The organism is Novosphingobium lentum NBRC 107847 (assembly GCF_001590965.1).
GTDB classification, from domain to species: domain Bacteria; phylum Pseudomonadota; class Alphaproteobacteria; order Sphingomonadales; family Sphingomonadaceae; genus Novosphingobium; species Novosphingobium lentum.
Genome location: NZ_BCTW01000024.1, coordinates 13,714 through 31,974, shown reverse-complemented (window position 1 = coordinate 31,974; position 18,261 = coordinate 13,714). Strand labels below are relative to the sequence as shown.

Here is an 18,261-nt window from a genome sequence, read left to right as displayed (position 1 = left end):
TCATCCGGAGGAGCCGCTGAGCTGGTCGAAGCCTGCCCCATCATGAGCGGGGGTTCAGATCGCGCTCGCGCTCCTACACATCCAGATTCGCCACGTTCAGCGCGTTTTCCTGGATGAAGTCGCGGCGCGGTTCGACCACGTCGCCCATCAGGCGGGTGAAGATCTCGTCGGTGACGTCGGCATCCTCGACCTTGACCTGCAACAGCGAGCGGTTGTCGGGATCGAGCGTGGTTTCCCACAGCTGGATCGCGTTCATCTCGCCCAGCCCCTTGTACCGCGCGATCGACAGGCCCTTGCGCCCGCCCGCCAGCACCGCGTCGAGCAGTTCGGACGGCCGCGTGATCAGCCCGTTGTCCTTGCCCACCGCTCGGATCGGTGCGGCTTCGACCGCCTCATCCACGCCGTCACCTTCGCCGGCCTGCGGTTCGGGCTCGGCCGCCGTCTCGCTGACCGAGGTCACGCGCACGAACCGCGCGGCGGTCGAATAGATTTCGGCCACTTCGCCCGCGACGCGCGCCAGCTTGCGCGCCTCGGCGCTGGTCAGGAATCCCGGTTCGATGATGTGGTGATCGGTCACCCCGCGCCACACGCGCTGGACGTGATAGCCGGTGCCTTCGTCGAGACCGGCTTCGCTGAAACCGGCGGTCCAGCGCGCTTCGCCGTCGCCGCGATCGAGCCAGCGCGCGGCGCTGGCCAGCGCGGTGGCGCGGTGTTCGCGGCTGGCGTCGGGGTCGAGCGCACCGGCCAGCGCCAGCGCCTCGATGATCGCGGGGTCGTAGCGCTTGGGCACGAACGCCATCAGGCTGCGCAGGCGCCGCGCCTGTTCGACAAGTTCGGCCAGTTCAAGCCCCGATCGCGCGCCGCCCGCCGTTTCCAGCACACGGCCCGCCGTGCCCGCCTCGACCAGATAGCGATCGAGCGCGTCGGCATCCTTGAGGTACACTTCCGACCGGCCCTTGTTCACCTTGTACAGCGGCGGCTGCGCGATGAAGAGATGCCCGGCGCGGATGATCTCGGGCATCTGGCGGTGGAAGAACGTGAGCAGCAGCGTGCGGATATGCGCGCCGTCGACATCGGCGTCGGTCATGATCACGATCTTGTGATAGCGCAGCTTGGCCAGGTTGAACTCGTCGCGGATGCCGGTGCCCATCGCCTGGATCAGCGTGCCGACTTCCTTCGATCCGATGATCCGGTCGAACCGCGCGCGCTCCACGTTGAGGATCTTGCCCTTCAGCGGCAAAATCGCCTGGATGCTGCGATCGCGGCCCTGCTTGGCCGATCCGCCGGCCGAATCGCCTTCGACCAGGAACAGTTCACACTTGGCGGGATCGCGTTCCTGACAATCGGCGAGCTTGCCGGGCAGGCTGGCGATGTCCATCGCACCCTTGCGCCGGGTGAGTTCGCGCGCACGGCGGGCGGCTTCGCGCGCGGCGGCGGCGTCGATGATCTTGCCCACCACCTGCCGGGCGTTGGCGGGATTTTCCTCCAGCCAGTCGCTCATCCGGTCGGCCATCAGGCTTTCCAATGGCTGGCGCACTTCGGAGCTGACCAGCTTGTCCTTGGTCTGCGACGAGAATTTGGGATCGGGCAGCTTGACCGAGACGATCGCGGTCAGGCCTTCGCGCATGTCCTCGCCGGTGAGGTTGACCTTTTCCTTCTTCAACATCCCCGACTTTTCCGCATAGTTGTTGAGCGTGCGGGTCAGCGCCGCGCGGAACGCCGCCAGGTGCGTGCCGCCATCGCGCTGCGGGATGTTGTTGGTGAACGTCAGGACGTTTTCGTAATAGCTGTCGTTCCATTCCAGCGCGACATCGATGCCGATGCCGTCGCGTTCGGAACTGATCGAGACCGGTTCGGGCAGCAGCGGCACTTTGTTGCGATCGAGATATTTCACGAACGCGGCGATCCCGCCCACATAATACAGATCATGCTCGAGCACGTCGGCGTGGCGTTTGTCGCGCAGCAGGATGCGCACGCCCGAATTGAGGAACGCCAGTTCGCGGTAGCGGTGTTCCAGCTTGTCAAAATCGAACTCGAGCACGTTCTTGAACGTGTCGGTCGAGGCCATGAAGGTGACGCGGGTGCCCTTCTTGACCCCGCCCTTGCCGTCCGACGGCGCCGGGCCGGTAATCTTGAGCGGGGCGACCGCATCGCCATAGGCGAACTTCATCCAGTGTTCTTCGCCGTCGCGCCAGATGGTCAGCTCCAGCCATTCGCTGAGCGCGTTGACCACCGACACGCCCACGCCGTGCAGGCCGCCCGAGACCTTGTAGGCATTGTCGTCCGAGGTGTTCTCGAACTTTCCGCCGGCGTGGAGCTGGGTCATGATGACCTCGGCCGCCGAGACGCCTTCTTCCTGGTGGATGCCGGTGGGAATGCCGCGGCCGTTGTCCTCGACCGAGACCGAGCCGTCGGGGTTGAGTTCGATCAGCACCAGGTCGCAATGCCCGGCCAGCGCCTCGTCGATGGCGTTGTCGCTGACTTCGAACACCATGTGGTGCAGGCCCGACCCGTCGTCGGTATCGCCGATGTACATGCCGGGGCGCTTGCGCACCGCGTCGAGCCCTTTCAGGACCTTGATCGAATCGGCGCCATAGGCGTTGGTGTTGGGGATGTTTTCGTTGGTACTGGCCATGCCCAGCATATAGGCAGACGCACGCCGAACCCCAAGCGAAAGCGCCCCGCGCGATCGCGTTTTGCACAAGTTTGCGCAGTCTCGACCGCATGGGGTATGGACGCCAAATGCTGCAAAGCCGTGAAATCCCCCCCGAACTAACCGGCGAGCGCCTCCACGGCGAAGGGCTCGACGATGCGGGGCTGCGTGCCTGGTTCGCCGATGAGCAGGACGGTTACGCCAACATCGTCGGCGATGCGGGCAGCAGTCTTGCAGGTGGGGGCACCGGAGGGGGCACAGGGGAGGACGATCGCTTCCACGCGTTCGAACACTTGGGCAACCGCCGTTTCGCCTGCTGCCTGGCGCTGGGCGCGGCGCAGGGTGACGAGTTCGAAGCGCTGACCGGCCGCGTCGGCCGGTTCGTGGCGATCGAGCCCGGACGCAGTTTCTGGCAGGACCGCATCGCCGGGGCGCCCGCAGATTACCGCGCGCCGACGTTGCGCGGCGCCATCGACCTGCCCGACGGTGCCTGCGACATCGCCGGATCGTTCGGCGTGCTGCACCACATTCCCAACGTCAGCGAAGTGCTGTGCGAGGTCGCGCGGGTGCTGGCGCCCGGCGCGCCGTTCCTGGTGCGCGAGCCGATCGTCTCGCTCGGCGATTTCCGCGCGCCCCGCCCCGGCCTGACCCGCAACGAGCGCGGCATTCCCCACCGCCTCATGGACGCGATGCTGGCCGATGCCGGCTTCGCGGTGCGCGCCAAGAGCTTTGCGGTGTTTCCGGGTCTGGACCGGATCGCCCGAAGCGTCGGGATGGCGGCAGGTGCCAACGGGGTGTGGGACCATCGCGGGTTCGTGCGGCTCGACGCCGCCGTGTCGCGGCTGATGGCGTGGAATGTCCGCTACTGGCGGCCGCGCCTGTGGCACAAGGCGGCGCCGTCGATGGGCTACTGGGTTGCCGAGCGACAGATGCCGGCGTAGCTTTTCGCTCCCCGCCATGGGGGCTGGCGCATTGCCTGCAAACCTGCTGGAAAGACACGGTTTACCACGGGGAGCTGTTGTCCATGCGCAAGATCGTTTCCACGCTTGTCGGCGCCGGCCTGCTGGCCAGCTTGCCCGCATCGGCGCAAGCCCCCGCCGCGGCTGCCTTGCGGCCCGACCAGGCATCGTTCCACGATCTCTACAAGGAGCTGGTCGAGACCAACACCACGCTGTCGGCGGGCAGCTGCACGCTCGCAGCCGAACGCATGGCCGCGCATCTGAAGGCGGCAGGCTTTGCCGACAGCCAGCTGACGCTGTTTTCCACGCCCGAGCATCCCAAGGAAGGCGGGCTGGTCGCGATCCTTCCCGGAACGTCGACCGCCGCGAAGCCGTTGCTGCTGCTCGCGCACCTCGACGTGGTCGAGGCCAAGCGCGCCGACTGGACGCGCGATCCGTTCACGCTGGTCGAGGAAAACGGCAACTTCTATGGTCGCGGCACGTCCGACGACAAGGCGATGGCGGCGATCTGGGTGGATACGCTGGTCCGGCTGAAAGCCGCCAACGCCAAGCCCAAGCGCACGATCAAGCTGGCGCTCACCTGCGGCGAGGAAACCACCTTTGCCTTCAACGGCGCGCAGTGGCTGGCGCAGAACAAGCCCGAGCTGATCGCCGCGCAGTTCGCGCTCAACGAAGGCGGCGGCGGCAATACCGATGGCCACGGCAAGCTGCTCAACCAGGAAATGCAGGTCGGCGAGAAGGCGGTGATCAACTTCCGCATCGAGGCGACCAACCCCGGCGGGCACAGCTCGATCCCGATCCGCGACAACGCGATCTACGAACTGGCCGATGCGCTGGTGAAGCTGCGCAACCACGAATTCCCGATCGAGATGAACGACACCACCCGCGCCTATTTCGCCAAGGCCGGCGCGGCGCGCGGCGATGATCTGGGCAAGGCGATGGTCGCGCTGGCGAAAAACCCGCAGGACAATGCCGCCGAAGCGGTGGTCAACACCGACCGCACCTACCATTCGCAGCTGCGCACCACCTGCGTCGCGACGCTGCTCGACGGCGGGCACGCCAACAACGCGCTGCCGCAGCGCGCCGGCGCCAACGTCAACTGCCGGATGTTCCCCGGGAGGACGGTGGACGAAACCAAGGCCGCGCTCGCTGCGGTGTTCGCCGACCCGAAGATCACGATCACCCCGGTCCCGCCGGTGCGCCCGGTGGCCAAGGCACCGCCGCTCGATCCGCTGATCATGGGGCCGGCGGAAAAGCTGGCGGCGAAATACTTCCCCGGCGTGCCGGTGGTGCCGTCGATGTCGACCGGCGCGACCGATGGCATCTTCCTGGAAGCGATCGGCATTCCGACCTACGGCGTGCCCGGTCCGTGGGGCGATCCCGATGGCAACGGCGTGCACGGATTGAACGAGCGGCTGGAAGTGCGCTCGCTCTACACCGGGCGCGACTACCTGTTCGATCTGGTGAAGGCTTACGCCGGCTGACTGGTCAAGACTGGCGCCGGCTGAATGGTCGAGGCTGGCGCTGGCTGGGGACCACCGACAAAAACGGCTGCCCCGTTGCCAGCCCCGGATGGGTGAAGGCAGGAGCAGCCGATTTTTGTGGATGTGCCGAACGGCCGCGCTTTTCCCTAGAAAAGCGTGGCGGTGAACATCAAGCCGCTGACGCCAGCGGCAATGATGATCGGCAGCATATGGTTGGCGATGCTGCGCATGGTGTCCTCCTATGGTGGTCACCTCGCAGGCAGGTCCCCCAAGACCCCGGACGCCGTTTTCGCGTCCACGGCCCCACTATGCCGAGTGAAACTATGCTGCAAGTGCGAAGAGATCGCCAGCAGTTGCAAGAAACGCAACCGGCGCGGCAGCGCTGGACAGGTACGGCCTTCGTTTCTATCCGCCAGCCATGGACAGCCAGCACCCAGAATTTTCGCGTGAGTCCCGTGGCGACTCGATCCTGATCGTCGACTTCGGCAGCCAGGTCACGCAACTGATCGCCCGCCGCGTGCGCGAGGCGGGGGTCTATTCCGAAATCGCCCCGTTCACGCAGGCCGAAGCCGCGTTCGAGCGGATGAAGCCCAAAGGGATCATCCTGTCGGGATCGCCCGCCGGCGTTCCCGAAGACGGCAGCCCGCGCGCCCCGCAAGTGCTGTTCGACAGTGGCCTGCCGATCCTGGGCATCTGTTACGGCCAGCAGGTGATGAGCCACCAGCTGGGCGGCCGGGTCGAGCCGGGCGGCATCGACGGTGAGCGTTCGGGCGAATTCGGCCGCGCTTTCCTGACCGTGACCGAACCGTGCGCGCTGTTCGACGGGCTGTGGGCCGTGGGCGATCGCCACCAAGTGTGGATGAGCCACGGCGACAAGGTCACCCAGTTCGCGCCCGGCTTCAAGATCGTCGCGGTATCCGATGGCGCCCCGTTCGCGGTGATCGCGGATGAGGAACGCCGTTATTACGGCACGCAGTTCCACCCCGAAGTGGTCCACACGCCCGATGGCGGCAAGCTCATCGCCAACTTCGTGCGCCACGTCTGCGGTTGCGCGGGCGACTGGACGATGGCCGAATTCCGCCGCACCAAGATTGCCGAGATCCGCGCGCAAGTGGGCACCAGCCGCGTGATCTGCGGCCTGTCGGGCGGGGTCGACAGCGCGGTTGCGGCCGTGCTGATCCACGAGGCGATCGGCAGCCAGCTGACGTGCGTGTTCGTCGATCACGGCCTGATGCGGATGGGCGAGGCCGAGCAGGTCGTCTCGCTGTTCCGCAACCACTACAACATCCCGCTGGTCCACAAGGACGTTTCGGCGCTGTTCCTCAACGGTCTGGCAGGCGTGACCGACCCCGAAGCCAAGCGCAAGTTCATCGGCAAGACCTTCATCGACGTGTTCGAGGGTGAGGCCAAGCAGGTCGGCGGCGCCGATTTCCTCGCCCAAGGCACGCTCTACCCCGACGTGATCGAAAGCGTTTCGTTCACCGGCGGACCGTCGGTGACGATCAAGAGCCACCACAATGTCGGCGGCTTGCCCGAACGCATGAACATGAAGCTGGTCGAGCCGTTGCGCGAACTGTTCAAGGACGAAGTCCGCGCGCTGGGCCGCGAACTGGGTCTGCCCGACATTTTCGTCGGCCGCCACCCGTTCCCCGGACCGGGCCTGGCCATCCGCATCCCCGGCGAAGTGACGCGCGAACGCTGCGACGTGCTGCGCAAGGCCGATGCGATCTACCTCGAGGAAATCCGCAACGCCGGGCTCTACGACGCGATCTGGCAGGCGTTCGCGGTGCTGCTGCCGGTCAAGACCGTGGGCGTGATGGGCGATTTCCGCACCTACGACAACGTCTGCGCGCTGCGCGCGGTAACCTCCACCGACGGCATGACCGCCGACATCTACCCGTTCGACGCCGCGTTCCTCGCCCGCGTGGCGACGCGCATCGTCAATGAGGTCAAGGGCATCAACCGTGTGGTCTACGACTACACCAGCAAGCCCCCCGGCACGATCGAGTGGGAATGATTCAGACCCGTCAAAAATCATCCAGAAATACGCTAAAATCCGACACAACCAGCGGATAAATAACGATAAATTATCCGACATCTTTCAGGGTCTATCGAGGGGAAAGCTTCCCGTCTGACGGTATTTATGACGGTATGCGAAAACTTGCTCAACCGAATTTTTGAAGATACCGGCAGGGGCAATGAAAGCTTCTGACGGTATTTTTTTGGCACTAGAGCGTTTTCCGATCATGCTGGATCATATCCGCACGAGCTGAAGTAGTTGGCGCATTCGTCGGGTTGGAAGATATCGACGAGCATTCCGATGAGGTCCCACAAGCCGGATACCGTTCGTTCGCCTGCCTTTCGGAGCATAGCCTTGAGCCGGGAGAATGCCTTTTCGATGGGGTTAAAGTCGGGGCTGTAGGGCGGAAGGAAGCGCAGTGTTGCTCCTACCGCCTCGATTCGATCGCGTACTGAGGCCCGCTTGTGGCTCGACAGATTGTCCATGATTACGACGTCGCCGGCTTGAAGCTCCGGTATGAGCACCTTTGTCACAAAGGCCTCGAACCAGTCGCCGTTGATCGGGCCATCGAGCACCATCGGTGCGACCATGCCGGTCATCCGCAGCCCGGCGACCAGCGTGGTCGTCTTGCGGTGGCCATGCGGGAAGCCCATCCTCAGTCGCTCGCCCTTGGCGCACCGACCGTGGCTGCGGGTCATGTTGGTCGCGGTCCAGGTCTCGTCGATGAACACGAGGCGCTCGGGTTCCAGATCGAGTTGGCCGTCGAACCAGGCCCGGCGCTGGCTTAGGACGTCGGAGCAGTCTTGCTCGATCGCGTGCCCGGTCTTTTTTTGCGTGTGATGCCGCGTCGATCAAAGAACCTCCACAGCGTCCCGATCCCGACGTAAACGCCTTGTGCGACAAGGCCCGACTGGATTTCGGCCAGCGTGATGTCGCCGTTTTCTGCCAGCATCGCCGTGATCCGGTTCGCATGAATATCGGTTTTCGACGAGCGCTGATCGCCACCGGGCTTGCCAGCAATGGCGCGGCCATGTTCGCGGGCCATCTGTCGCCAACGGATCGCCGTGGCGACGCCAACCCCAAAACGAGCCGCAGCCGCCCGGCAACTCATGCCCTCGTCCGTCGCCGTAACAACCCGATCCCGCAAATCCTGAGATAAAGCTCTGGCCATCCATGCTGGCCTCCGACCCAGCCAACAGGATGAATCAGAATTTCAACGCCGATGGAATCCCTCGCGATTCAGGGGCTGTGGAAAACGCTCTAAGACACTGAAAGTAAGCAAAATTTCTTTTGGAAAATGGCTGCTTTTTGCCTGACAGTATTTTTGGACGCTTTCTGCCGTTTTTGATCCAAATGCGGAGGGCAGAATGCTGACGGACGCAGCCATCAAGGCATTGACAACACGCGATAAACCATACAAAGTCACGGATCGTGACGGTATGTACCTGGTAGTCCAGACGTCAGGCACAATCGTGTTTCCGCGCGCGAGGCATCCTCGGCGGGCGGCAGGTAACAGATGGTGAGGTAGTAGGCGGACTCGAAGTGCGCCCCGGCTTCTTCGAAATCGGCTTTGCGCTCGGCATCGACCAGCGCTGAGGCTGCGTCGGGGAACCGGCAGCCAGGATAGTGTGCGGCGGCATGCCGGTGGGCTTGGACAAAGATCGCCCAGCCTGATCCGAGGCGCCGGAAGGCATTGTTGAGCCGTCCGGCCACGGCGACGAGTTCGGCGGGGACCGCGGAATCGAGATCCGGTCCCCGGAACTGCGCAGTCCTCTGGAAGCTGCCGTCCTTGTTGAGGACGATGCCTTCGCCGACCAGCGCCGCCCATGGCAGAAAGTCGACGAGCCGGCTGTTTCGGTTACGGTATTCGGCCAGGTTGAACACGGGATCCCCTCAGATGGAAAGAAGACCGGGGATGCGCAGATGACGGCGCACCACATCGACGAAGAGCGGATCACGTTTGGCAGCCCAGACGGCGATCACGTGGCCGATGGCCCAGACGCCTATGCCAATGAGCCAAAGGCGCAGGCCGAGGCCAATAGCGCCGGCGAGCGTGCCGTTCAGGATGGCGAGGCCGCGCGGCGCGCCGCCGAGCAATATCTGCTCGGTCAGCGCCCGGTGAACCGGGACGGTATAGCCCGCGATCTCGCCGCCCTGATCGGCACTGCCGATCATCAGACGAGCGCCCCGCCGCCAAACGAGAAGAACGACAGGAAAAAGCTCGATGCGGCAAAGGCAATCGAGAGGCCGAAAACGATCTGGATCAGGCGGCGGAAACCGCCCGAGGTGTCGCCAAACGCCAGTGTCAGGCCGGTGGTGATGATGATGATCACCGCGATGATCACCGCCGACAGGGCCGAGGCCAGGCGGCGAGTGGGACGACGGACAGGCAGGTTCATTGGCAAGCTCCTTGTGCGGGTTGAGGGATGATGGGGGTGACGCGGTAGTCCCCGTCCGGGCCGAGGCCTTCGACGCGGGCGAGTTCGACGAGGCGGCGAGAGGTGCCGCGCCCAGCGAGGACGGCGATGAGATCGGTGGTCTCAGCGATCAGCGCGCGGGGCACGGTGACGATGGCTTCCTGGATGAGTTGCTCCATCCGTCGCAGCGCGCCGATGGCGCTGCTGGCATGGATCGTGTCGATCCCGCCGGGATGGCCGGTGCCCCATGCCTTGAGGAGATCGAGGGCTTCGCTCCCGCGCACCTCGCCGATTGGAATGCGGTCGGGGCGCAGGCGCAGCGACGAGCGGACCAGTTCGGACAGCGATGCGACGCCGTCCTTGGTTCGCATGGCAACGAGGTTGGGCGCGGTACATTGCAGCTCGCGCGTGTCCTCGATGATGACGACGCGATCTTCGGTTTTCGCGACTTCGGCCAGAAGCGCGTTCGTAAGCGTCGTCTTGCCGGTTGAGGTGCCGCCAGCGACGAGGATGTTGGCGCGGGTCCCAACACCGACCCGGAGCGCCTCTGCCTGGCCTTCCGCCATGATCCCCGCGGCGACATAATCCTCGAGGGTGAAGACCGCGACGGCGGGCTTGCGAATGGCGAAGGCAGGCGCCGCGACGACAGGCGGGAGCAGCCCCTCGAACCGCTCCCCCGTTTCGGGAAGTTCTGCTGATACGCGCGGTGCGGCGGTGTGCACTTCGACGCCGACATGATGCGCGACCAGACGAACGATGCGCTCGCCATCGGCGGCTGACAGGCGCTCGCCGGTATCGGACAGGCCTTCCGAGACGCGATCGATCCACAGCCGCCCATCTGGATTGAGCATCACTTCAACGACGCAAGGGTCTTCCAGCAGGCGGGCATCCCAAGGTCGAGATCGGGCTGGTGTTCGAGGCTGCGTCGCTGGTGGGTGTGCCGCTTTTCGTTGAGGAGCCGTCGAGACTTGTCCCCGAGATCGAGCGGATAACGGACAAGCTTGCTCTTTTGCCCCGGTCCGTGCGGCAATCGCGCTCCGAGGTGAAAGACGACTTCTGAGGAGTCTTGCCCCGCGAAATCGCAGGCGTGGCCAGCGCTTTCTTAGCGGTCGCTGGTCTTTCGGCTGCGTTCAACGGTCAACTTGGCGGTGACGAAAGCCATGATCAGCGCGACCACGGCGCCAATTAACGCACCGTTCTTGTAGTGATCGTCGGAAAGCCCGCCTTCTCCCGCCGCGATCATCGCGGTCGCCGGATCAGTTTTGAGGTAGCGGATTGGGATCGTCGTGCCCGCCGAACGGTTGGCAAAGCAGGACAGGAAGTCACCAGAATGCGGGCTGCCGCTCGCGTCAACCCAACTGAGCACCACGCTGGAATTGCAGGCCTTGTGGCTGATCGTGACGGCATCGATATGCGCAACGGCGGCAATCCCGCCGGTTTCGAGCAACTGCCGCTGTTCGAGCCAGCGCCAGTTGAAAACACCGAAGACGGCCGCTGCGACTGCCATCGCGCCGACGAGAATGATGCCAGCGTGGGGGGCACGAGAAAGGGCCATGAGTCGAACGTATCGCATGACCCATCAATTGCCAACTCAGCAAGAAATGTATAAAGTATCAATATCTGTATGGTTGCAGGATATACTACATGAACGCGCAACGAGGCAAATTGGTGAGTGGTGGTCGGTTGCAGGTTCCGGCAGACATCCGGCGCGCGCTCGGGCTTGCGGATGGCGACCCAGTTTTGCTGCGCATCGTCGATGGCGAATTGCATGTACGGCCGGTGCACAATGCGCTGAGCCGGGTGCAGGCAAGGCTGCGCGCGCACATCCCAGCAGACGTCAGCCTGTCTGACGAACTGATCGCTGATCGCAGGCAAGCATCCGACCATGAGTGATGCACGCTTTGTGCTCGACGCCTCGGCCTTGTTGGCGGCAATGCTGGGAGAACGCGGCGCGCAGACGGTCGAAGCGCACTTTGCGGATGCTTGCATCAGTGCGGTGAACCTTTCGGAAGTTGTGGCCAAACTGTCCGAGCGGGGTGTGCCCACCGATTCGATTCGAGAGAGCTTGTCTGACCTCGATCTCGATGTCCGCGATTTCGATACGGCGCAGGCCTTGCGTGCAGGGGAATTGCGCAATGTCACCAAGGTCAAAGGTCTTTCCCTTGGGGATCGGGCTTGTCTCGCCTTGGCCGGAGAATTGAAGGCCATTGCGCTGACCACCGATGCAGCTTGGAACGAGATCGACCATGGCATCTCGGTCGAGCTGGCGAGGTAGCAGACCCGGAACTCTTTCGTCACCGCAATGCCAAACCGCAATGCCAATAACCGCTGATATCCGGCGGCTTGCATTCTCTCTTGTCCGCCCTGACATGACAGGCAAAAGGGAAACAGCCGGCGCTGATCGATGGCAACGCCGGCTTGCCCCGCTGAAGGCCGTTCGGGACGCTGTTGCTCCAACAAGTTGCTGGCAAGCAAGCGATCGGATGCGCCTTTCGATAATCTATGCCGTGGCGCACCAATCGGCGGGCTGGCCTTGACCAACAGATGGGCCTTGGAAGTGCCTCAGCGCTTGGGGCAGGTGCGAATTCCCAAGAGCGTGTAGACGGGGCAAAAGCCCACAAACCCGGTAAGCAACGGCACGATACCGATCCAGCCCCATGGGGTCTTCGGCCCGACAAACACGAGCGCTATCAAAACCAATCCAACGATCACCCTTAAAAAGCGATCAAGACTTCCTTCGTTACGAGGCATGACAGGCAATCCCTTTTCGTTGTTGACCGTTCCGGGATTGCGCCCACTGCCTCATATGTATGTGACTTAGTCACACATGGCGCATCAAACACTTGGATGGGACAATTGCTCAAGCTTGCCGGTAGACAATACCGCGATATGTCCGCGGGTCAGTTCGACCAACCCGCCACGCGAAAAGGCATTCAACTGGCGGCTGATTACCTCGCGGACCGAGCCAATTTCTGTGGCCAGCGCTTCCTGTGTTGCGGTGACGCGTCCCTCTTTATCCATCATCCGCAAAAGCGCTCGCGCAAGGCGCGCGTCGATAGGTGACAGAGCGACATCTTCAACCAGACGCTCAAGGTCAGCAAACCTCGCGGCGACCGCAGCGAACAGTTGCTGGCGAAATTCAGCATTCTCGACAACGAGCCGCTGAAACTCGCCGGCCGGAACAATTTCGATTTCCAGATCCGTCTCGGCCTGGCCCTCGGCCGAATAGCTCGTGTCGTTCACGAGGCACCCGAAGGTCTGGAGGCACACTTCCCCTGGCCGAACCCGATAAAGGATGATCTCGCGGCCATTTTCGGCGGTCAAAGTGACCTTGATGGTTCCGCTGTGAACGATGACAAACCCTGCACAGACTTGGCCAACGCGGAACAGCATCGATCCATGCCCGACTTTGAGCAAGGAAGGTTCGCTTGGCCGGGCTGCCGGGGAGGACGATTGCATCATCATTCAGCGCTCGCCTGAACCAGCCACGCTTTGGCGGGAACGGCGAGCCTGCCGTTGGAATAGAAGCCGGCGTAGAAGTCGACAAGCTCGGCACGGATCGATCGTTGGATGACGGGATCGATACCGCTCATGGCATCCGAAAATGAAAAGGCCGTCAGGGCAAAGTCGGCGGCGGCGTCCGGAGTGCTCCCTTGTCCGCCTACAGACTGCTCTCCCGTCGAGGGGGCAACGTCAATCTTGCCGAACCCGGCTTCGATCAGAAGCGCCGTCAATCGTGCGGGATTGGATAGCGAGAAAGGTCCAGGAGCGGCAAGATCCGGCGGTGCCAATTCGATATGCTTCGCCACGATCTTGCGGGCTCCGCTCATCCAGGGATTGTCTTCCGGAGGTGCCCAGACCGCCCAATCAAGCTGGCCACCAGTAACCAGAAGGCCGTGCAACCTGGCAAAAGCCGCGCCCGGATCGGCGAAGAACATGACGCCGAGGCGCGAGATCATCCGGTCAAACCGAGCAGCTGGGACAGCGGCGGTCGACGCATCGGCGCGAGTGAAGGCAACATTCGATATCCCCTTGGCGCGAGTCGTATCCTCAGGACTGAAAGACCATCCAGTTACGATAGAGCATGTAACCGGCCACGACGACGATCAGCCCGGCAAACACGGTGTTGAGTCGGCCCTTCGAGGCCGAAAGCTTGCGCGCCGCGGCGGCTCCGAGCATCGAGCCAGCAAGGCCTCCGGCAATGAAGCTGCCGGCCAGCGGCCAATCGAGCAGACCGGAGGCAGCATAGTTTCCAGCGGTGGTGAGGCCAAATGCGGCGACCGCGATGAGCGATGTCCCGATGGCACGGTAGATCGGCATCGAGGTCGAGGCGACCAGCGCCGGGACAATCAGGAATCCGCCGCCGATGCCGAAGAAGCCCGAAAGCAGTCCCGTGGCGAAACCGAAGGCAAGCACCTTGGGCAGGTTGTCGCGGTTGCACTGAACCCCTTCGATGCCCTCGTCGCGCCGCCCACGATACATCGCGATCGCGACGACCAGCATCAGCAGGGCGAACAGGAACAGCAGTTTTTGGCCATCAAAGGCCTTGCCAAGCGTTGACCCGCCAAGTGCGCCCATGACACCGGCCAGCGCAAAGGAGCCGCCGCAGCGCCAGTTGACGTTTTGCTCGCGGGCATGGTTCCAAAGTCCGGCAAGGGCATTTGCGGCCACTGCCAGTGCGCTGGTCCCGATGGCGAGATGAGGGCTTTTGACGCCGACGACGTAAACCATCAGCGGGACGGCAAGTATCGAACCGCCACCTCCGACCAGGCCCAGCGTGAAGCCAATCAGAACGCCGCTCAACGCACCCAGCATGTATTGGAGTTCGCTGAACATGATCCGGTCCCGGGCCTAAAGCAGATTGAGTGGCAGCTTGAGATAGCTGACACCGTTTCCTTCCGGTTCGGGCAAATGCCCTGCACGGATGTTGACCTGAATCGATGGCAGGATAAGTCGCGGCATGCCCAGCGTCTTGTCGCGCGCCTCGCGCATGGCGACAAAGTCGTCTTCGCTCACGCCGTCGTGAACATGGACATTGCCCGAATGTTCGGCCCCGATGGTCGTTTCCCAGACATAGCTATCGCGACCGGGTGCCTTGTAGTCGTGACACAGAAAGACGCGCGCCTCTGCGGGCAGTTGCATCAAACGCCGGATCGACCGGTACAGCGTGCGGGCATCGCCGCCGGGAAAGTCCGCCCGGGCCGAGCCGTAGTCGGGCATGAACAGGGTATCGCCAACAAAAGCTGCATCGCCGATTACATAGGCGAGACAGGCAGGCGTATGTCCCGGCACATGCAAGGCGACAGCGCTGAGATCGCCCACCTTGAATGCTTCACCATCCCCCATGAGGCGGTCAAACTGCGAGCCATCGCGGGCAAAGCTGACGGGCTCGTTGAACACCTTGGCGAATACGTCTTGCACGGTGACGATCTCGCGTCCGATGACGAGTGTGCCGCCCAGTTCCTGTTGGAGGTACGGGGCGTCCGACAGGTGATCGGCGTGGGCGTGGGTCTCGAGTAGCCAGTCAACCGCCAGCCCCTGTTCGCGAACATAGGCAATCACCGCATCGGACGATTCGTGACTGGTGCGTCCCGCGGCCTGATCGAAATCGAGCACCGAATCGATGATCGCCGCGTGTCTGGTGGCCGGATCGTGCACCACATGGGTTGCGGTGAACGTGGCCTCGTCGAAGAACGTCTTGATGGCGGGGAGGCGCGCCGATGCTCGCGCCTCCTCCACCTGTTGTAGTGCGACCCGGAGGGGGGCATCGGTCATGGCGCAATATTCCCGGTAAGCGCGTTGAGCCGCCAGGCGGCCACGGTGCGCATGCCTTCGGCCTGCAGCAGCGCTGTCTCGGCTTCGATGGCCTCACGCTCTGCATCGAGAACGGCGAGCGTCGGCTTTGCGCCAACTTGCGCTTCTAGCCGTGTTCCCCGCAGGGCTTCGGCAGCAGCCAGATTGCGCAAGCGAGAGGCATCGGTCATCCGCTGGGCGGTGATCAACCCCTGCCACGCATCGATCAACATGCCCTCAAGCGCCTGATCAGCCTCACGCAGCCGCGCCTCGCTGGCATCGAGATCGGCATTCGCTGCACGGGTCTGGGCGGCTACGCGGCCCCCTGCCCAAAGCGTCCATCGGCCACGGACGCCGACCGCGACCGAGTCCACCTTGTAGCCGGCAAAAAACTGGTCGCGCACGTGCGCTGTTTCGGCAAAGGCGCCAACGGTCGGCATTCCCTCCGCTTTGGCCGAGCGCACGCCTGCGCGGGCTACATCAACGCCTGCTTTGGCCTGATGCAATGCCGGATTGGAATTGCGCGCCATGTCGAGCGCCTCATCGAGCGTTGGGGGCGTCGGCGGCAGATCGGGAAGCGGAGCGAGTTCGCCGGCCGGCTTGCCGGTTAGTCGCTGATAGGCGGCCTCCGCCGAAGCGCGGCGCCCTTGCGCCTGAGCAAATCCGGCCTCAGCCTCGGCCTTGCGCGCACGTGCCTGGGCAAGTTCGGAACTGGCAATTTCGCCCGTGCGGAAACGCAAGCCAGCCTGCCGCTCGGTTTCGGTGAGTTCGCTGACGAGTTGACCAAAGCGGGTCTCGAGCTTCCGGGCAGTGAGAACTTCGGTGTAAGTGCTCACAGCCTGAACGATTGTCTGCAACCGTGTCTGTTCGACCCCGAATTGGGCAATTTGCGCCCCGCCTCTGGCCTGATCGATCGCCGAGGAGATCCGCCCGCCTGCGTAAAGCGGCATTTCAAGAGTGGCTTGCACCGCCAACGGATTTACGTTGGCGGCAGGAATCCCGAAAAACCCGCCGTTGTCGATCCGTCCCGTCGCAATCGAGCCTTCGACCCGCAGAAGCGGATTGCTCTCGGCGCGGGCACGATCAAGCCGGGCTTTTGCAGCCGTCTCACCGGCATTGGCTTCGGCGAGCGCGGGCGCATTCGCCACAGCGTCGGAAATCGCAGCTGCGAGGTCCTGCGCCGAAGCCGTGGGGGCGGCAACGACGCAGGATAGGGTAAGTGCTATCGAGAACCGGGGCAGATTCAGGCGGCGCATGTCAGGTCCGATTCAGTTGAAAGCGTTACCGGGCCTGACACCCAGCTTCTTGAAAAGCATTGCTGCAGGGCAAAAACCGGTAAAACTGGCCTGGAGCATGTTCGCTCCAGCAAATGCGGTCAGCCAGAGAAATCCGGGATGGACCCAGTGCGCCAGCGCCAGGCTGGCCAGGACCATCACTCCGGCAAAGCGGAAAACCGCAGCATCAAGCTTCATGGCCATTCTCCTTATTTGAAACGCAGCTTGCGGATGCCCAGGGCATGCATCGCCAGCTTTTCGTAAAAGGGCTCGCTGGTGCCGCGCCGCACTTTGTGCAGGAAATACTTTTCGAAGCCGATCTTCGCGAGGTGGACCCATTTGCCGCTCGACGACCAGTTAAGGTTGCGCGGGGGAATCTGCGGCTGCGCGACGAAGGCGACACCGCCGTCACCGAAGTCGGCCAAGCACACCGCGTTCCAGGTCGCTTCTTCGACGGGTTCCTTGCCTTCGAGTTCCAACTTGAGGTTGGCAGCAATGGCGGTGACCATCGATTCGATCATGAACCCGGTCTTGGGCACGCCGACCGGCACAGGTGTCGGCCCGATCGGCGGGATCGCGACACAGACACCGAGCGAATAGACGTTCTTGAAGTTGGGATTGCGCTGGTGCTTGTCGGCCAGAATGAACCCGCGCGGGTTGGTCAGCCCTTCGATACCATACACTGCGGGGATGCCGCGGAACGCAGGCAGGATCATCGAGTAACCGAACGGTAGATCATGAGTCGACTTGACCGAACCGTCATCCGCCACTTCCTCGACAAGCATAGTGCCCGCCTCGACCTTGGTGATCCGGGCATTTGTGATCCACTTGATGTGGCGATTGCGCAGCTCGCTTTCGAGCAAACCCTTGGTGTCGCCAACGCCATCAAGGCCGAGATGGCCGATGTAGGGCTCGGGGGTGACATAGATCATCGGCACCCGGTCGCGGATCTTGCGGCGCTTGAGCTCGGTATCGAGGATCAACGCGAATTCGTAGGCCGGGCCGTAGCAGGAGGCTCCTTGGGCAGCGCCGACCACAATCGGTTTCGGGTTTTCACAGAACCGGTCGAAAGCGTCGGCCGCGTCTGATGCATGATCGGTGCGGCAAACCGACTGGGTGAAGCCTTGCGGACCCAGCCCTTCGATTTCGTCGAACGCCAGATCCGGGCCGGTCGCGATCACCAGATAATCGTAGGCAAGCGAGGAGCCGTCATTGAGCTCGACCCGGTTTTCCTGCGGATGGACCCGCTTCGCGCCGACTGCGGTGAAGCCGATTCCCTTCTTCTTCATGATTGGTGGCAGGTGAACCTTAATCGCGTCGGGTTCACGCCAGCGCACCGCGACCCAGGGATTGCTGGGCACGAACCAGTAATCGTCCTGATCGTTGACGACGGTGACGTCCGCCTTGCCCTTCACCGCATCGCGGATCTCGTAGGCTGCGATCGTACCGCCGAGGCCCGCGCCTAGAATGATGATCTTGGGCAATGACATATTCTCTCTCCCGCCGTCCATTTCGTGGACCAAACTCGCTGCTGCGTTCCTCCACCAATCGGTCGAGGTGCTCTGCTGAAGCTTTGTATCGGTATTGACTTATATAAGGCATTTGCGATATGGGCAAGAGGTAAGTTGCACAGGGCCGCTTGAGCGGCAGCCATTCGACGA

Annotated in this window: 18 protein-coding genes and 2 pseudogenes; 5 read left to right on the top strand and 15 right to left on the bottom strand. The window is 63.2% G+C overall.

The features are described from left to right. Window positions 1-73: 73 nt before the first annotated feature. The gene (gene gyrB, locus NL2_RS18015) at window positions 74-2,635 is read right to left on the bottom strand and encodes a DNA topoisomerase (ATP-hydrolyzing) subunit B (RefSeq protein ID WP_068077373.1); all 2,562 of its coding nucleotides are present in this window, start codon (window positions 2,633-2,635) and stop codon (window positions 74-76) included. A gap of 107 nt (window positions 2,636-2,742) precedes the next feature. On the opposite strand from gyrB, the gene NL2_RS18010 reads away from it, so the two are divergent. The 3 genes from NL2_RS18010 to guaA all read left to right on the top strand — a co-directional run bounded on the left by NL2_RS18010 (window position 2,743) and on the right by guaA (window position 7,113). After that, entirely contained in the window at window positions 2,743-3,594 is an 852-nt protein-coding gene (locus tag NL2_RS18010; protein WP_068077332.1) for a class I SAM-dependent methyltransferase, read from the top strand. 83 nt (window positions 3,595-3,677) lie between these two features. Then, window positions 3,678-5,096 carry a M20/M25/M40 family metallo-hydrolase gene (locus tag NL2_RS18005; RefSeq protein ID WP_157083248.1) on the top strand — a complete coding sequence of 473 codons (1,419 nt, stop codon included), beginning with the start codon at window positions 3,678-3,680 and terminating at the stop codon, window positions 5,094-5,096. 418 nt (window positions 5,097-5,514) lie between these two features. Continuing rightward, the gene (gene guaA / locus NL2_RS18000) at window positions 5,515-7,113 is read left to right on the top strand and encodes a glutamine-hydrolyzing GMP synthase (RefSeq protein ID WP_068077330.1); all 1,599 of its coding nucleotides are present in this window, start codon (window positions 5,515-5,517) and stop codon (window positions 7,111-7,113) included. Window positions 7,114-7,340: 227 nt separating this feature from the next. Here the strand turns inward: guaA and NL2_RS20890 are convergent. The 6 genes and pseudogenes from NL2_RS20890 to NL2_RS17960 form a co-directional block, all read right to left on the bottom strand. Then, a protein-coding gene (locus NL2_RS20890) for an IS630 family transposase (RefSeq protein WP_157083247.1) occupies window positions 7,341-8,287 on the bottom strand; the annotation gives its coding sequence in 2 pieces (ribosomal slippage) (window positions 7,341-7,939 and window positions 7,939-8,287; 948 coding nt in all). Between the two features lie 296 nt (window positions 8,288-8,583). Beyond that, window positions 8,584-9,000, bottom strand: a pseudogene (locus tag NL2_RS17985) (conjugal transfer protein TrbE); the annotation flags it as partial. 9 nt (window positions 9,001-9,009) lie between these two features. Continuing rightward, the gene (locus NL2_RS17980) at window positions 9,010-9,291 is read right to left on the bottom strand and encodes a VirB3 family type IV secretion system protein (RefSeq protein WP_068077324.1); all 282 of its coding nucleotides are present in this window, start codon (window positions 9,289-9,291) and stop codon (window positions 9,010-9,012) included. Then, window positions 9,291-9,464, bottom strand: a pseudogene (locus tag NL2_RS17975) (TrbC/VirB2 family protein); the annotation flags it as partial. The pseudogene NL2_RS17975 and the gene NL2_RS17980, both read right to left, overlap by 1 nt. 47 nt (window positions 9,465-9,511) lie before the next feature. Further along, window positions 9,512-10,414, bottom strand: coding sequence for a P-type conjugative transfer ATPase TrbB (gene trbB, locus NL2_RS17970; protein ID WP_068077322.1), 903 nt, complete (start codon window positions 10,412-10,414; stop codon window positions 9,512-9,514). Between the two features lie 221 nt (window positions 10,415-10,635). Continuing rightward, window positions 10,636-11,106 carry a hypothetical protein gene (locus NL2_RS17960; protein ID WP_218006128.1) on the bottom strand — a complete coding sequence of 157 codons (471 nt, stop codon included), beginning with the start codon at window positions 11,104-11,106 and terminating at the stop codon, window positions 10,636-10,638. 71 nt (window positions 11,107-11,177) lie between these two features. On the opposite strand from NL2_RS17960, the gene NL2_RS17955 reads away from it, so the two are divergent. Together NL2_RS17955 and NL2_RS17950 are read left to right on the top strand one after the other, a co-directional pair. Continuing rightward, a complete protein-coding gene (locus NL2_RS17955) occupies window positions 11,178-11,426 on the top strand; it encodes an AbrB/MazE/SpoVT family DNA-binding domain-containing protein (protein ID WP_068077318.1) in 249 nt (82 codons plus the stop codon). After that, the gene (locus NL2_RS17950) at window positions 11,419-11,808 is read left to right on the top strand and encodes a type II toxin-antitoxin system VapC family toxin (RefSeq protein ID WP_068077316.1); all 390 of its coding nucleotides are present in this window, start codon (window positions 11,419-11,421) and stop codon (window positions 11,806-11,808) included. Before NL2_RS17955 ends, NL2_RS17950 begins: the two co-directional genes overlap by 8 nt. A 287-nt stretch (window positions 11,809-12,095) precedes the next feature. On the opposite strand, the gene NL2_RS20880 is transcribed toward NL2_RS17950, so the two are convergent. From NL2_RS20880 to NL2_RS17915, 8 genes are all read right to left on the bottom strand, one after another. Next, window positions 12,096-12,284 (bottom strand): YgaP family membrane protein, encoded by a 189-nt coding sequence (locus NL2_RS20880; protein ID WP_084356191.1) that lies wholly within the window; start codon window positions 12,282-12,284, stop codon window positions 12,096-12,098. Between the two features lie 84 nt (window positions 12,285-12,368). Further along, on the bottom strand, window positions 12,369-12,998 hold the full coding sequence (locus NL2_RS17945) for a Crp/Fnr family transcriptional regulator (RefSeq protein ID WP_218006127.1): 630 nt from the start codon (window positions 12,996-12,998) through the stop codon (window positions 12,369-12,371). Continuing rightward, entirely contained in the window at window positions 12,995-13,561 is a 567-nt protein-coding gene (locus NL2_RS17940) for a class I SAM-dependent methyltransferase (protein ID WP_369405476.1), read from the bottom strand. The genes NL2_RS17945 and NL2_RS17940 overlap by 4 nt, the downstream gene beginning before the upstream one ends. Window positions 13,562-13,583: 22 nt before the next feature. Continuing rightward, a complete protein-coding gene (locus tag NL2_RS17935; RefSeq protein WP_068077311.1) occupies window positions 13,584-14,369 on the bottom strand; it encodes a sulfite exporter TauE/SafE family protein in 786 nt (261 codons plus the stop codon). Between the two features lie 15 nt (window positions 14,370-14,384). Then, window positions 14,385-15,308, bottom strand: a complete 924-nt coding sequence (locus NL2_RS17930; protein WP_068077309.1) for an MBL fold metallo-hydrolase — start codon at window positions 15,306-15,308, stop codon at window positions 14,385-14,387. Continuing rightward, window positions 15,305-16,582 (bottom strand): TolC family protein, encoded by a 1,278-nt coding sequence (locus NL2_RS17925; protein ID WP_068077307.1) that lies wholly within the window; start codon window positions 16,580-16,582, stop codon window positions 15,305-15,307. The genes NL2_RS17930 and NL2_RS17925 overlap by 4 nt, the downstream gene beginning before the upstream one ends. Before the next feature lie 12 nt (window positions 16,583-16,594). Next, window positions 16,595-16,798, bottom strand: a complete 204-nt coding sequence (locus tag NL2_RS17920; RefSeq protein ID WP_068077305.1) for a YgaP family membrane protein — start codon at window positions 16,796-16,798, stop codon at window positions 16,595-16,597. Between the two features lie 11 nt (window positions 16,799-16,809). Further along, entirely contained in the window at window positions 16,810-18,090 is a 1,281-nt protein-coding gene (locus tag NL2_RS17915) for an NAD(P)/FAD-dependent oxidoreductase (protein ID WP_068077303.1), read from the bottom strand. Between the last annotated feature and the right edge of the window lie 171 nt (window positions 18,091-18,261).